Annotated in this window: 14 protein-coding genes; 2 read left to right on the top strand and 12 right to left on the bottom strand. The window is 66.1% G+C overall.

The window, feature by feature from the left end; translation table 11 throughout:
• Positions 1-37: 37 nt before the first annotated feature.
• Complete coding sequence (locus tag C8K14_RS07175) at positions 38-955, top strand: LysR family transcriptional regulator (RefSeq protein ID WP_022676735.1); 918 nt, start codon at positions 38-40, stop codon at positions 953-955.
• A 93-nt stretch (positions 956-1,048) separates the two neighbouring features.
• Positions 1,049-1,570, top strand: coding sequence for a phosphoribosyltransferase (locus tag C8K14_RS07170; protein WP_062784372.1), 522 nt, complete (start codon positions 1,049-1,051; stop codon positions 1,568-1,570).
• A 15-nt stretch (positions 1,571-1,585) separates the two neighbouring features.
• On the opposite strand, the gene C8K14_RS07165 is transcribed toward C8K14_RS07170, so the two are convergent.
• Genes C8K14_RS07165 through C8K14_RS07110 form a run of 12 tightly spaced genes read right to left on the bottom strand, consistent with a single transcriptional unit; the run spans position 1,586 to position 14,376 of the window.
• The gene (locus C8K14_RS07165; RefSeq protein WP_233250970.1) at positions 1,586-2,698 is read right to left on the bottom strand and encodes a nucleoside hydrolase; all 1,113 of its coding nucleotides are present in this window, start codon (positions 2,696-2,698) and stop codon (positions 1,586-1,588) included.
• Positions 2,679-3,695 (bottom strand): adenosine deaminase, encoded by a 1,017-nt coding sequence (locus C8K14_RS07160; protein ID WP_062784368.1) that lies wholly within the window; start codon positions 3,693-3,695, stop codon positions 2,679-2,681. Before C8K14_RS07160 ends, C8K14_RS07165 begins: the two co-directional genes overlap by 20 nt.
• The gene (gene guaD / locus C8K14_RS07155; RefSeq protein WP_107716179.1) at positions 3,688-5,010 is read right to left on the bottom strand and encodes a guanine deaminase; all 1,323 of its coding nucleotides are present in this window, start codon (positions 5,008-5,010) and stop codon (positions 3,688-3,690) included. Before guaD ends, C8K14_RS07160 begins: the two co-directional genes overlap by 8 nt.
• The gene (gene xdhC, locus C8K14_RS07150; protein WP_107716178.1) at positions 5,003-5,956 is read right to left on the bottom strand and encodes a xanthine dehydrogenase accessory protein XdhC; all 954 of its coding nucleotides are present in this window, start codon (positions 5,954-5,956) and stop codon (positions 5,003-5,005) included. The genes guaD and xdhC overlap by 8 nt, the downstream gene beginning before the upstream one ends.
• Positions 5,953-8,271 (bottom strand): xanthine dehydrogenase molybdopterin binding subunit, encoded by a 2,319-nt coding sequence (gene xdhB / locus C8K14_RS07145; RefSeq protein ID WP_107716177.1) that lies wholly within the window; start codon positions 8,269-8,271, stop codon positions 5,953-5,955. Before xdhB ends, xdhC begins: the two co-directional genes overlap by 4 nt.
• Positions 8,264-9,700 carry a xanthine dehydrogenase small subunit gene (gene xdhA, locus C8K14_RS07140; RefSeq protein WP_107716176.1) on the bottom strand — a complete coding sequence of 479 codons (1,437 nt, stop codon included), beginning with the start codon at positions 9,698-9,700 and terminating at the stop codon, positions 8,264-8,266. Before xdhA ends, xdhB begins: the two co-directional genes overlap by 8 nt.
• A gap of 1 nt (position 9,701) precedes the next feature.
• Positions 9,702-10,028: a hydroxyisourate hydrolase gene (uraH, locus tag C8K14_RS07135; protein WP_062784738.1), complete on the bottom strand. Its 327-nt coding sequence runs from the start codon at positions 10,026-10,028 to the stop codon at positions 9,702-9,704.
• A complete protein-coding gene (locus C8K14_RS07130; protein WP_107716175.1) occupies positions 10,025-11,479 on the bottom strand; it encodes an NAD(P)-binding domain-containing protein in 1,455 nt (484 codons plus the stop codon). Before C8K14_RS07130 ends, uraH begins: the two co-directional genes overlap by 4 nt.
• Positions 11,476-11,916, bottom strand: a complete 441-nt coding sequence (uraD, locus tag C8K14_RS07125; protein ID WP_062784358.1) for a 2-oxo-4-hydroxy-4-carboxy-5-ureidoimidazoline decarboxylase — start codon at positions 11,914-11,916, stop codon at positions 11,476-11,478. Before uraD ends, C8K14_RS07130 begins: the two co-directional genes overlap by 4 nt.
• Positions 11,913-12,293, bottom strand: coding sequence for an oxalurate catabolism protein HpxZ (gene hpxZ / locus C8K14_RS07120; RefSeq protein ID WP_022677848.1), 381 nt, complete (start codon positions 12,291-12,293; stop codon positions 11,913-11,915). The genes uraD and hpxZ overlap by 4 nt, the downstream gene beginning before the upstream one ends.
• Positions 12,290-13,186 carry an allantoinase PuuE gene (gene puuE, locus C8K14_RS07115; RefSeq protein ID WP_107716174.1) on the bottom strand — a complete coding sequence of 299 codons (897 nt, stop codon included), beginning with the start codon at positions 13,184-13,186 and terminating at the stop codon, positions 12,290-12,292. The genes hpxZ and puuE overlap by 4 nt, the downstream gene beginning before the upstream one ends.
• Positions 13,183-14,376 carry an alanine--glyoxylate aminotransferase family protein gene (locus C8K14_RS07110; protein WP_107716279.1) on the bottom strand — a complete coding sequence of 398 codons (1,194 nt, stop codon included), beginning with the start codon at positions 14,374-14,376 and terminating at the stop codon, positions 13,183-13,185. The genes puuE and C8K14_RS07110 overlap by 4 nt, the downstream gene beginning before the upstream one ends.
• Between the last annotated feature and the right edge of the window lie 40 nt (positions 14,377-14,416).

The following is a 14,416-nucleotide window of genomic DNA, read 5'->3' as shown; positions in this document are numbered from 1 at the left end:
AATTTGACAGAGCGTTGCAAAAATTAGAGAGCCCTAGATGCCAGCGTTTTCCCGCTTCCTGCGCTATTTCATGACCGTTGGCCGGCTCGGCTCGATCCGCAAGGCGGCCGACGAGCTCAATGTCTCGGCCTCGGCCATCGACCGCCAGATCCTCAATGCCGAGGCGGAATTGGGCATGCCGCTGTTCGAGCGCCTGCCCACCGGCCTGCGCCTGACGGCAGCGGGTGAAATCGTCATGGCCGCCGGCGCCCGCTGGCAAAAGGGACTAAGCGAGGTGCGCGCCCAGATCGAGGATCTGCGCGGGCTCAAGCGCGGGCATGTGACGCTGGCGATCATGGACGCGCTGACCAAGGGCTATATCCCGGCGCGCCTCCGCGCGATCCAGAACCGCTATCCCGGCATTTCGGTGGATGTGCGGGTCATGGCCAACGAACACATTCGCGGGGCGATCGCCAGTGGCGAGGTGGATTTCGGCATCTGCTTTGATCCGCAGACGTTTCGCGATCTCACCGTGCTGGCCTATGCCAACATTCGCCTGGGTTTCGTCGTGCCGGCCGATCATCCGTTTGCCCGGCAAGGTTCCGCCCGGTTTTCCGCCTGCGCCGGCATGCCGATGATCCTGCCCGCCCCGCCACTCGCGGTGGCCCAGCAGGTCCAGGTGCTGGCCGGCACATCGAAGATGCCGCTGGATCGCAAGTCTTCGTCGGACAATATCCAGATGATCACCTCGCTGGTGCTGGAAGGGGTCGGCATCGGCCTGTTGACCTCGCTCGACGTCGCCAATGAAGTGCGCGCCGGCCAGTTGGCGTTCGTGCCGCTGACCGATCCGGTGCTAAAGCCGATGACGCTGGCGCTGTGTACGGCTACGTCCCGCGCGACGTCTTATGCCGCCGATGTCGTGCTGCAGGAAATCCAGAACAGCTTTGCCGCGCTGGACTATATGGACCCGAGTTGAGCAAGCCTGTAAGGGCGGCTTCTTCGAATCGGGGGCCGCCGCATCGGCAGGCATCCGCCACCAGACCTTCCCCTTTCCACGCGGACATGCGCCATGACCCAGCCGGTTTTCGATTACATCGCCTATGAGGATTTCCTGGCGATCGTGCGTACGCTGTCGCAAACCGTGGGCACGGGTGACTGGAAGCCGGATTTCGTCGTCGGCATCGGCCGTGGCGGTCTGGTGCCGGCGGTTTACATGAGCCAGATTCTCAACGTGCCGATGCTGTCGATCGACCAGTCGGCCAAGGTTCCCGGTTTTGCCGACGAACTGTTGGTCAAGCTCGCCACGATGACCAAGGCCGGCCAGCGCATCCTGATCATCGATGACATCAACGATTCCGGCCGCACCATTGCCCAGGTCCGCCGCCTGCTCCGCGCGCACGACACGGTGGAAGACAATCTGCGTTTTGCCGTGATGATCAACAACGCGGTGTCGCAGGAAACGGTGGACTATGCGGTGCAGACGATCGATCGCACCACCGACAAGCGCTGGTTCGTGTTTCCGTGGGAAGCGGTCGCCACCACCGAAACCCTCACCGGCCAGGCCAACGAAGTGCCCGAGCGCCTGGCCTGACCTCGGCCGCCTGGTCTACTTGCCCACCAGGCGCGCCAGCATCGTTTCCATTTTCGGCACGTCGATCGCCAGCACCACGTCCTGCGCCTGTTCACCCAGGCCGGGATGATAGGCTTCGTCCCAGCTCAGCGTGTCGCCATAGCCGGCGCCCTGCTGGCTTTCGAAATCGATCCACATCCGGCGCTGGGTTTTCACGATGGCGGGGTCGAGCCAGGCGGCTGCGGCGATTTCATCCCATAGCGGAAAGCCCGGCTCCAACTGCTTGATGAAGCGATCGACACCGGGGCGCGCAGCCTGGCCCAACCTGGCGATCAGGGCCGGGCTCAATTGCGTTGCCGTGGATGGATCGACCGGCACCATGGTGATCCTGCGCCAAGGCGATCGCGCCATGATGCTGGCCGCTTCGGGATCGAAGCGGATGTTGAACTCGCGCCGCGGATTGTTGACGAACTCACGGGCGAAATCGGCTGCCGCCCGGTTGTTCAGCACCTGGCGCGGGGCAAGGCTGCCGCCCATGTAGACCAGTTCCTTGGCCAGGCCGGCAAAGGCGGGATCGAGCCGCTGCGCCAGGGCCAGGTTGGTCATCGGGCCGCAGGCAACGATGGTGATCTGGCCGGGATACCTGTGCACCATGCGGATCAGGAAATTGGCGGCGATCTCGTCGGCGGGATGCGTCGTGGGATTGCCGCCGGGCAGATCTACCGCATCGAACGGGCTGTGATAGGGCGGCGGGGTTTGCTGCGTGTCTTCCACCCAGCGTTTCATGAACGCGCCCTTGAACACCAGGGGCCCGTGCGCCTGCTCCCACCGCTCGGTCCCTGCCTCGGAATTGAGCAGCGGAAACGTGGCGCCCGGCACCACCGGCACATCGGTGCGACCGATCCATTCGAGCCCGCGCAGCGCCTGTGCCGTCACCCGGTTGGCCCAGGCATTGCCAGACACGGTGGTGAGGCCCAGCACATCCACATCGGGCGATGACAGCAGCATGACCTGCATCAGGCCAAAGCCATCATCGTCAATGATCACTTTGCGGCGCTCCGGCGCGGCGTGGGCGGCGCTGGCCACCAGCAGCAGCACGCTTGCTGCCAAAAGGCGCGCCGCGCCCTGCTTAATGCGCTGCAACAGCATAGGCATCGATATCCTTGATATGGCCGGCAATCACTTCTTGCGGCAGGAATGACCCAGCAAAGCTGTTGCGCGCCAGCTGCGTCAGTTGTTCATTCGACAGGCCGCGCGCCCGCGCCACGGCGAGGTAGTTGTCGACCACGTAACCGCCAAAATAGGCCGGATCATCGGAATTGACCGTGGCCGCAAGGCCCAGGGCCAGCATGCGATCGAGCGGATGATCAGCCAGGTCTTCCACGACGCACAGCTTGTGGTTCGACAGCGGGCACACCGTCAGCGTCATGCCCTGCGCGGCCAGGCGGGCGACCAGGCCTTCGTCTTCCAGCGCGCGGTTGCCGTGATCGATACGGTCGACATGCAAAAGGTCCAGCGCTTCGTGCACATAGGCCGGCGGGCCTTCTTCCCCTGCATGGGCCACGCGCTTGAGGCCCTTGGCGGCAGCGGCGGCAAAGACCTGCTCGAACTTGCGCGGGGGATGCCCCACTTCCGAGGAATCAAGCCCTACGGCCGTGATCTGGTCCAGCCAGGGTTCGGCCATGGCCAGCGTGGCAAAGGCCGCATCTTGCGAGAGATGGCGCAGGAAACTCATGATCAGCGCGCTCGTCATGCCATGGCGGGCCTGCGCCTCGGCCTTGGCCGAAAGCAGGCCTTCGATCACTTCGGCAAAGGGCACGCCGCGATCGGTATGGGTCTGCGGATCGAACATGATTTCGGCATGGCGCACGCCATCGGCGGCCGCGCGATCGAAATAGGCCATGGCCAGATCGTGGAAATCCTGCCGGGTCTGCAACACGCCCGCGCCGGCGTAATAGATATCGAGGAAATCCTGGAGGTTGGAAAAGGCATAGGCCGCGCGCACTGCCTCAACACTGGGATAGGGCAGCGCGATGCCATTGCGCTTGGCCAGGGCGAACATCAGTTCCGGTTCAAGGCTGCCTTCGATGTGCAGGTGCAGTTCCGCCTTTGGCAGGCCGCGCACAAAGGCTTCAAGATCAACCACACAATGCTCCTTCCTGGCGCGCGGGGGCGGCGCGCTTGTCCCACGCGCATTCGCCCATGATCCAGGTTTGCGCAACCACCCTGTCATCCCCCAGGATCTGCATGGCAAAGAGCCGCTCAGCCAGGCTCGCCCCGGCGCAGCGCCGTGCCAGCAACGGGGTTGCTGCCGCATCCAGCACCACGAAATCTGCCTCTTGCCCCACCGCCAGGGCGCCCACCTTGTCAGCAATATGCAGCAGCCGCGCGCTGCCCGCCGTGGCAAGGTAGAGCGCCCGGAACGGATCGAGCCGTTCTTCGCGCGCCAAGGCCGCCTGATAGGCCTGCCCCTGGGTGTAGAGCATGGAAAAACTGGTGCCGGCGCCAATATCGGTGCCCAGGCCCAGCTTTACCCCGTGCCGGTCTGCCTGGCCAAAATGAAAGAAGCCCGATCCCAGGAACAGGTTGGACGATGGACAAACGGCAATCCCCGCCCCGCTTTGCGCCAGGCGCGTGCACATGCCGTCTGACAGGTGGATGCCGTGGGCAAACACGCTGCGTTCGCCCACCATGCCAAAGCGATCATACACGTCGAGGTAATCGCTGGCCTGGGGAAAGCGAGCTGCCACCGCCGCGCACTCGTGGCGGTTTTCCGCCAGGTGGGTGTGCAACAGCACATCCGGGTGCGCGGCGAGGAGCGCGCCGGCCATGGCGAGTTGCGCGTCGGAGGAGGTTAACGCAAAGCGCGGGGTGATGGCATAAGACAAGCGCCCTTTGCCCGCCCAGCGCTCGATCAGCGCCTCGGTCTCGCGGCGGGCACTTTCCGCGGTGTCTTTGAGGCCATCAGGCCCCAGGTCCATCAACACCTTGCCCGTCGCCACGCGCATCCTGCGGGCCAGCGCTGCTTCGAACAGCGCATCGACCGAACCTTCGTGGACGGTGGGGAACACCAGCGCCGATGTGGTGCCATGGCGCAGCAGTTCGTCGAGGAACGCCGTGGCCAGGGCATCTGCATGGGCCCGATCGGCAAAGGCCTTTTCGGCGGGAAAGATGTGCCGCTCCAGCCAATCGAGCAGCTGTTCGCCGTGCGAGGCAATGCGATCCATTTGCGGATAGTGCACATGGGCATCGATGAAGCCGGGCACGATCAGGCCTGTGATCGGCGTCACTGGCACATCGGCAAAACGCGCAGCCAACGTGGCATGATCGCCGCGTGCGACGATGATCCCGTCTTCCACCACCAGCAGGCCATCGGCGTGGTGGACGACGGCATCGGGCGTGTGCAGCGGATCATCGCCCACGCTCAGGATTTCGCCACGAAAGGCGCACAGATTACCCAAGGATCGAAACTTTCTCTTTCTTTTCTGCCGCTTCCTGCGGCAATTGAAGAAGCTGTGCCAAGACCGCAATCGCGATCACGTCCGGCTCCTTGCCGGTGATACCGGCCATGCCGATCGGGCAGGTGAGCCGGCCGGGCGTGGTTGCATCCAGGCCTTCGGCTTGCAGACGCGACACGAAGCGCGCCCGCTTGGTGGCCGAGCCGATCAGGCCGACGAAGCCAGGCGATGGCCGCTGCAGCGCGGCGCGGGTCAATTGATAGTCCAGCGCATGATCATGCGTCAGGATCACGATCGCCGCTTCCGCCGGTGCCTCGGTCACGCAGGTGGCGATCGCGTCTTCCGGCACGATGGTGACACCGTCCAGGCTTTCGAACATCGGCCGGGTATCGAACCAGCACAGCCGCAACGGCAGGCCAGCCATGTGGCGGGCGATCGCCTGGCCCACGTGGCCTGCACCAAACAGATAGACCGGCCGCCGCCACTGCCCCACTGCCTCGAGGATGCGAGTGCCGGCTGTGGGCCGCTCGCCCCGCGCGGAAAGCGCGCTGGGCTGCCCTTCGATAATCCAGTGCCGGTCGATCCGTGCCGCCCCGAACTGGCTGACCAGCAGCGCGCCTTCAACCATGCCCTGCAACGGCACCAGACCTTGCGCATCAAGGTGTTCGACCAGCAGCCGCACCCGCCCGCCACAGCATTGGCCCAGCAAGGGGCCGAGCGGATAATCCTGGATGCGCCAGGCGCCGGCCGGCAGTTCGAGCACGCGGCGCGCCTGTTCCTGCGCCTGGAATTCCAGCGCGCCGCCGCCGATCGTGCCCCAGGCGCGTGTAGCGCTGACCAGCATGCGCGTACCCGGCCCGCGCGGCGCCGATCCTTCGCACGCCAGGACGGTGATCATCGCCAGCGGCTCTTCCTGCGCCCAGCCGCGCGCCATGTCCCACCACATCATGATGCCGTACCCCGCTGCCGCGCCAGCGCAGCCAGGATGCGTTCGGGCGTGGCCGGGGCATCGAGCGTGGGCCAGCCCGCCGCCGGATTGCAGGCGGCAATCGCGGCACCCAGCGCGGAAAATACCGCGTTGGCCAGCATGAACGGCGGTTCTCCCACCGCCTTGGAACGATGGATCGTCGGCCGGTGGTTGGCGCCGTCCCACAGGGCAACAGTCAGGCGATCGGGCCGGTCGTTGGCGGTGGGGATCTTGTAGGTGGACGGCGCGTGGGTCAAAAGCGCGCCCTCGTCGTTCCAGACCAGTTCCTCACTAGTCAGCCAGCCCTGCCCCTGAATGAAGCCGCCCTCGATCTGGCCCTTGTCGATCGCCGGGTTCAGCGATCGCCCGCAATCGTGCAGGATATCGGCGGCCAGCACGCGGTGTTCGCCGGTCAGGGTATCGATCACCACTTCGACCAGCGCCGCGCCATAGGCAAAGTAATAGAACGGCTGCCCCTGGTGCGCCGCGCGGTCATAATGGAGATCGGGCGTGGCGTAAAAGCCGGTGGACGATAGCGAAATGCGCGCCATATGGGCGCGGCGGCACAGCACCGGCCACGGTATCGTCTCGCCGCCGGCGCTAACCTGCCCATCGGCAAAGACCACGTCTTGCGCCGCGCCGCCAAAAGTCCGCGCGCAGAATTCGGCCAGCCGACCACGGATCGTCTGCGCCGCATCGAGCGCGGCCATACCGTTGAGATCTGCCCCCGAAGAGGCCGCCGTGGCCGAGGTATTGGGCACCTTGTCGGTGCGCGTGGCGGTGATCCGCACGGTATCCAGTCCCACGCCAAAGGCCTGCGCCACCACTTGCGCCACCTTGGTATAGAGACCCTGGCCCATCTCGGTGCCGCCATGGTTGATCTGGATCGAGCCATCGGCATAGACGTGCAGCAGCGCGCCCGCCTGGTTGAGGTGGGTGGTGGTAAAGCTGATCCCGAATTTCACCGGGGTGAGCGCGAGCCCTTTCTGGAGGATCGGGCTGGCGGCGTTGAACCGCACCACGGTTGCCTGCCGCTCGTCATACCCGGCCTCTGCCCGCAGCCGCGCGATCAGGTCTGGCGCGATATTGTCGGCCACGACCATGCCATAGGGCGTCACGTCACGCCCAGGCCCATAGAGATTGGCGACACGCACCGCGAGGGGATCGCGGCCGAGGTGCCCGGCCACGGCATCCATCACCCGCTCGATCGCCAGCATGCCCTGCGGCCCGCCAAAGCCGCGAAACGCCGTGGCCGAGACCATGTTGGTCTTCAGCCGTTCCGAAACGATTTCCACCGCCGGCAGGAAATAGCAGTTATCGGCATGGAACATCGCGCGGTCGTTGATCGCCGGCGAGAGATCGACCGTGGCGCCGCAGCGCGAGGCAAGGCGCAACTGCAGGCCTGCGATCCGCCCCTCGTCATCAAAGCCGACCTCGTAATTCACCAGGAAATCGTGGCGCTTGCCGGTCTGGACCATGTCATCGTCGCGGTCAGCGCGGAACTTGGCCGGGCGGCCGGTGTGATGCACCACGAGCGCAGCGGCGGCAGCATAGAGGGCGGCCTGGCTTTCCTTGCCGCCAAAAGCACCGCCCATGCGCCGCACCTCAACCGTAACATCGGCCAACGACCGACCGAGCAGGTGGGCGACAAGATGCTGCACCTCGCTGGGATGCTGGGTGGATGACAGCACGTGGATCTGGCCGTCTTCGAGTGGCCGGGCCAGGGCAATCTGCCCTTCGAGATAGAAATGATCCTGTCCGCCCATCGCCAGTTGCCCGGCAAGGCGATGCGGCGCGGCGGCAAGGGCGGCGGCAGCATCGCCCCGCGCCATGCGCTGGGTCGGCTCGATCAGGCTGTGCTGTGTGCGGGCCTGCTCGATCGTCAGGATCGGCTCTTGCGCGGCATAGGTGATCTTGCCCAGGCGCGCGGCCTGGCGTGCCGCGCGGCGGCTCGTCGCGGCCACCAGGAACACCGGCTGGCCCAGCCATACCACCTCGTCCTGCGCCAGCAGGCGATCGTCCCCCGCCACGGGTGATACATCGTTCGCGCCGGGAATATCGGCGGCGGTATAGACCGCCACTACGCCCGGCGCCGCGCGCACGGCGGCAAGGTCGATCGCCACGATCTGTGCGCGGGCCGTGGTCGAAGTGCCGAACGCCAGGTGCAGCAGACCGGGCAGTTCCGGCTCGTCATCGATATAGCGCGCTTGGCCCGCGACGTGCAGGTGCGCGCTATCGTGGCGCTGGCCCATGCCGACCACCGGGCCGGCGGGTGGGCGTGACAGGGTGTCAGCCATGGGCCACCTCCTGCACGCGGACCGGCAAACCCTGGGCCTGATGCCACAGGCGCCACACCAGATTGCCGGCGGCTTCCAGCCGATAGGCCGCGCTGCCGCGCACATCGCTGAGCGGCGCGAAATCGCTGCGGATCGCCTGGGCCGCAGCGGCGATGGTTTCTGCCGACAAGGGCGCGTTGGTCAGCACCGCTTCGGCTTGCGGCGCGCGACGCGGAGTGGCCGCCATGCCGCCAAAGGCCACGCGCGCAGCGGTGATCACGCCCTGTTCCACGCGCAGGCAAAAGGCACCGCACACGGCCGATATGTCGCTGTCAAAGCGTTTCGAAAGCTTGGAAATATGTATGATATCCTGCGGGCCGGGGCGCGGAATGAATAGGCTTTCGACGAATTCGTCGGGGCTGCGGTCCTGCTGGCCATAGGCGATGAAGAAATCGTCGAGTGGCATCGTCCGCCGCCCGCGCACCGATCGCAGCGTTAGCATGGCGCCTAGCGCGATCAGCGCTGGCGGGCCATCGCCGATCGGTGAGCCATTGGCGATATTGCCGCCGATGGTGCCGGCGTTGCGCACCTGCAAACCGCCGATGCGCCTTACCAGTTCGCCCAGATCGGGACTGAGCCGGGCCAGCGCCGCATGGGCATCGGCATAGCGCACCGCGCCGCCGATCGTCAGGCCCTGGTCGGTTTCCGTGATCGTGCCGAGTTCGGCGACGTCGCCCACGAAAATCACCGTTTCCAGATCGATCAGCTTCTTGGTCACCCACAGGCCCACGTCGGTGGCGCCGGCGACGATGCGTGCATCGGGATATTGCGCCAGCAGCGTGGCAAGGGCATCGGCACTGTCGGGAATGAACCAGCGCGCCGTGCCGCCATCGGGCAGCCGCGCTTGGCCGCAAGCCGGCCCGGCTACCGCCACCTGGCGCAGCAGGGCGAGCAGCGCGGCATCGTCCTGCGCCAACTGCGCATGCTGTGCGCCAGCGTCCAGCAGCGGTCCATAGCCGGTGCAGCGGCAGAGGTTTCCGGCCAGCACGTCGCCCACCGGCAGGTCTGCCCCCACCGCGCCAATCGCGCGGCCATGGAGCGACATGACGAAGCCGGGCGTGCAGAACCCGCATTGCGATGCGCCGTTGCAGGCCATGGTCTGCTGCAACGGGTTGAGTCCGGTTCCGAGCCCGTTCACAGTCAACACCGCCTTGCCATGCAGCATTGGCAGGAACTGGATGCAGGCATTGACCGCGCGCCAGATCAGCCGATCCTCGCGCGCCAGCGGCGTGCCCACCAGCACGGTGCAGGCGCCACAATCACCCTCGCCGCACCCTTCCTTGGTGCCGGTCTTGCCGGCCCGCCCGCGCAGGAAATCGAGCACGGTGTCGCCGGGCGCGACATCATCGAGCTCTACCAACTGACCATCGCAGACAAAGCGCAACGCCATGTCAGCTGCCCCGATAGGTGGAATAGGCATAGGGCGAGGCCAGCAAGGGTACATGATAATGCCCTTGCACGCTCACCCCGAAATGGATCGGCACGACATCGAGAAACGGCGGATCGGGCAGTTCTGCGCCCTGCGCGCGGAAATAGTCGGCGACGTGGAATGCCAGGGTATAGGCGCCCTGCTCCAGCGCGGGAAAATCGCGCAGGCGTCCATCAGCGTCGGTCTCGCCCTCGGCCAGCAGGCTGTCTGCCGACCACAGCATCACGCGCATCCCCTGCGCCGGGCGGCCGCTCGTGGTGTCGAGCACATGGGTGGATAGCGTCGTCATGCCGCTGCCTCCGCCACAGAGGCCGGGCGTGGCCATTGGCCCACGAACTCTTCCTCGTCATAGGCGACGAATTGCGCGAGCAGTTCCTCGCGGTCGTCCAGGAACAGCTGGTCGGCGATGCCACGCACCAGGCGGGGCAGCGCGTTCTTCATCCCCGACAGCGCCGAAGCGGACAGCCCCAGGCTGATCAGCGCCGAATAGTTGAATGCAAACAGACCGTGCAGCAGCGGCGCATCGGCCGCGTGGCGCGGGGTGAATTCGAACGCAGGCCCGAGGTAGGGATGCGCGTCGATCAGCGGGTTACGCTCGCCGTCGGGCATGGCCACGACATCGCCCCACAGCGCGATGTGTGGTGCCAGCGCGGCCAGTTCAGGCCGCAGGCGGGGGTCTGAAACGAGGCCGGTCGACAGGATCACGAAGTCGAAGGCAAAGCGATCGTGTGGCGTCGTCACAATCACCTGCCCGTCTTCATAGGCGACGCTTTCCCACGGGCTGGCCAGATGCAGGGCAAAGCCTGGCCAGCTTGCCGCGCGGTTGAATGTATCGTTGGTCGGCGGCTGGTTGTGCGACAGGAATGCTGCCATCGCGCGATACTTTTCGACGTCAGACAGCGCGGGATAGCGCGCGGTGAAGCCCACACGCTCCATGAAGCGGATCGGGTTGATGCGCGGCAAAACGCTGCGGCGCATGAACACGTGGACTTCGCCTACGCCCTCGCCCAGCGCCCAGTTGGCATTGTCGAACGCGCTGGCGCCGCCACCTAGAACGCCAATGCGCTTGCCCTGCAGACGCGAAAAATCGATCGGCTCGCTGGTGTGGGCATAGGCCTGGCGCGGCAGGCTCTGCCGGATCATGTCCGGCGTGTGCCATTCCCCGCCGCCCTGAATGCCGGTGGCCAGCACGACCTTGCGGGCCAGCACTGTGCTTCCATCCCCCAGTTCCACGCTATAAAGGCCGTCGCCCACATGCGTGATTCCCGTGACCTTGGCGCTGTTGCGCACCGGCAGGTTGAGCACGCGGCGATACCAGCGCAGATATTCCATCCACACTCCGCGCGGGATCTTGTCGAGCGCATCCCATGCCGCTGCGCCGAAACACGCGCTAAACCAGGCCTGCGGCGTCAAAGCCGGAATGCCATAATCGATCGGCGTCAGCCCCTTGGGCGTGCGCAGCGTGATCATCCGGGCATAGGTTTCCCATGGCCCTTCAAACCCTTCCGGATTCTCGTCGAGCACCAGGATGTTGTTGATCCGCTCGCGCCGCAGCCCGAACGCGGTGGCCAGGCCGCTCTGCCCGCCGCCCACGATCACCACGTCATAGACATGGCCCTGCGGTGCCGTGCGCGGGCGGGTCCAGTCCGGGCCGAAGCAATCGACCAGCGCCAGTTGGCGTGCCAGTTCGGCTTCCAGCGCGGCAAGCGCCTGGGTATCGATCGCGTGCAGGTCGGTCATGCCATGTCCTCCAATCGGAGCCGGGTGATCTTGCCGATTTCGGCAAGCGCCGTGGCGATTTCGGTATCGGTGTCGTGCTGCGTTCGCGCCGCCATAGCGGCCAGGATGCCGGCCTTGTCGGTTAGCCGCACGCAGATGATGAACGGCATGGCGTGCGCGGCGCGATAGGCAGCGTTGAGCGCGTGGAAGCGGGCGAATTCCTCCGGGGTCAGCCGGTCGAGCCCGGCCGAGGCCTGCTCGGCGGCCGAAGCCTGCGTGAGCGTGCCATCGATCGCCGCCTTGCCGGCCAGTTCGGGGTGCGCGCGGATCAGGGCAAGCTGCTCTTCACGCGTGGCGGCATATACCACCGCCATCAGATCGGCATGGCGATCGCCCGACGCTGGCGCGGCATCGGCGCGTTCCTCAACCCAGGGCGAATGCTCGAACAGGGCGGTCAATGGCTGTTCCCTTCCAGGCTGACATGGGCCGACACGACTTTCCAGCCATCGGCAAACTTGACCCAGGCCTGGCTCTGCCGGCCGCGCTGTTCAGACCCTTCGCGAAAGAATTCGGCGTCGGCCGTGGCAAACCCATCGCCATAGACGGTAATCGCCACGCGCCCCAGGCGGCGTTGCGGCGATCCGCCGCGCCCTTTGCGAAACTCGCGGATCGCGTCGATGCCATAGAGCACTTCGCCCACGCCAAAGCGGTTGGTGGTGGGGGCATCGTGGAACAGCGCGTCCATCGCCGGAATGTCATCGGCCATCAGCGCGCGCTCATAGGCGGCAAAGGCAGCCTCCACCTCGGCCAGCAGTACGGGATCGTTGATCGTCACGCCGCTTGCTCCGCATAAGGGTGGGTGGCGATCCAGTGGCGGGCGATATCGAGCCGCGTGGCGATCCACGCGCGCCCGTCGGCCATGACATGATCGACAAACCGCGCCACCGCCCGCGCCCGGCCCGGCCGCCCGGCAATGCGCCCATGCAGGCCCACGCTCATCATCCGCCCACCTTCTTCGGCAAGCTGGTCATAGGTATCGCGCAGATAGCGGAAGAACTGCTCGCCCTCGGTAAAACCATTGAGCGCGACCATCTTCATGTCGTTGGCATCAAGGCTGTAGGGCACGATCAGCTGCGCCCGGCCGTGCCTGGCGTCCCAATAGGGCACGTCGTCGGCATAGCTGTCGGCATCATAGACAAACCCGCCTTCCTGCGCGACGAGCCGCGCGGTATTGGGGCTGGTGCGGCCCTGATACCAGCCCAGCGGCCGGCTGCCGGTCAGCTGGGTATGAATGGCGATGGCCTGCGCGATGTGCGCGGCCTCTACCTCTGCTGCCACGTCCTGGTAATCGATCCAGCGATAGCCGTGGCTGGCCACTTCCCACCCGGCGTTCAGCATGGCGTCAACCGCCGCCGGGTTCATCGCCATGGCCGCTGCCACGCCGAACACCGTCACCGGCACGCCGCGTTCGGCAAACAGGCGGTGCAGCCGCCAGAACCCGGCGCGGCTGCCGTATTCATAGAGGCTTTCCATTGCCATGGCCCGACCGGGATGACGCGCGGCGCCGACCATGTCTGACAGGAACCCTTCCGACAGTGGATCGCCATTGAGCACGCAGTTTTCCGCGCCCTCTTCATAGTTGATGACAAAGTTCACGGCGACGCGCGCCCCGCCGGGCCAGTTGGCCGCCGGCGGCACCGGGCCATGGCCGATCAGGTCGCGCGTCATGCCGCCATCACCGCGTCCCAGGCCGCGAGCGCGGCGGGCACGGCCGCCCCCATCGGCAAGGCCACGCCCTGGGCGGCAAGGCAGGCTTCCAGTGCGGCGAGCGTGATCAGCACCTTGTGCTTCATGGCGTTGTAACCCATCGCGCCCAGGCGCCAGATCTTGCCGATCAGCGGGCCGAACGCGGTGCCGATCTCGATCTCGAACTGCTCGCGCATCATCGCGCGCACCGCCTCGCCATCGACGCCTTGCGGGATATAGACACCGGTCACGTTGGTCATGCGGTGCGCGTCGTCGCCAAACAGCGTCAGGCCCATGGCGCGCAGGCCGGCGCTCATCGCGGCGCCCGCCGCCTTGTGCCGGGCAAAGCGCGCGTCGAGCCCCTCGCCCAGGGCCACCCGCGCGCACTCACGGGCGCCATAGAGCATGGTGGTCGCCTCGGTATGGTGGTTGAGGCGCTTTTCGCTCCAGTAATCCATGATCATCGCCAGGTCGAAATAGTTCGACGGAATGCGCGGGCCCGCGCCATCCACCGCGTCGGCCGAGCGGATACCCTTTTCATCATGGCGGCGGGCAAAGATCGCCTGCGCGGCGGCATCCGACACGGTGATCGGCGCACTGCCCGATGGCCCGCCCAGGCATTTCTGCAAGCCACCGGTGATCACGTCGGCGCCCCAGCGGTCAGCCGCGATTTCCATCCCGCCCAGCGTGGCCGTGGCATCGACGTAGACCAGCGCGCCCACCTCGCGCGCGATCGCGCCGATATCGTCCAGCGGCTGGGCCATGGTGGTAGAGGTATCGCCATGCACAGTGCAGATCAGGCGCGGGCGCACCCGCAGCGCAGCAGCGCGGATCGCCTCTGCCGGGACGACTTCACCCCAAGGCGCGTCCACCGTTTCGAAGCGCGCGCCAATTCGCAGCAGGATTTCCTGCAAGAGCAGGCCAAAGCGCCCAAAATTGATTACCAAGGCGGTTTCGCCGGGCTGGATCAGGCTGACGAGCGATGCCTCGATGGCGGCACGGGCGGTCCCGTCGATCAGCATCGTCCAGCGGTTCTGCGTGCCGAAGACCGGGCGATAGAGCGCCATGACCTGGTTCATGTAGCCGGTCATTTCCGGGTCGAACTGTCCCAGCAGATCGGCGCTCATTGCCCGCAACACGCGCGGATGGGCATTGACCGGCCCCGGCCCCATCAACAGGCGCTGCGGCGGGTCGATTTCGCCAAATAGCAGG

Origin of the sequence: Novosphingobium sp. GV079 (assembly GCF_003058045.1) — a bacterium.
Taxonomy (GTDB): Bacteria; Pseudomonadota; Alphaproteobacteria; order Sphingomonadales; family Sphingomonadaceae; genus Novosphingobium; species Novosphingobium capsulatum.
The sequence above is the reverse complement of the archived record's forward strand: the minus strand, read 5'-3'. Positions and strand labels throughout refer to the sequence as shown.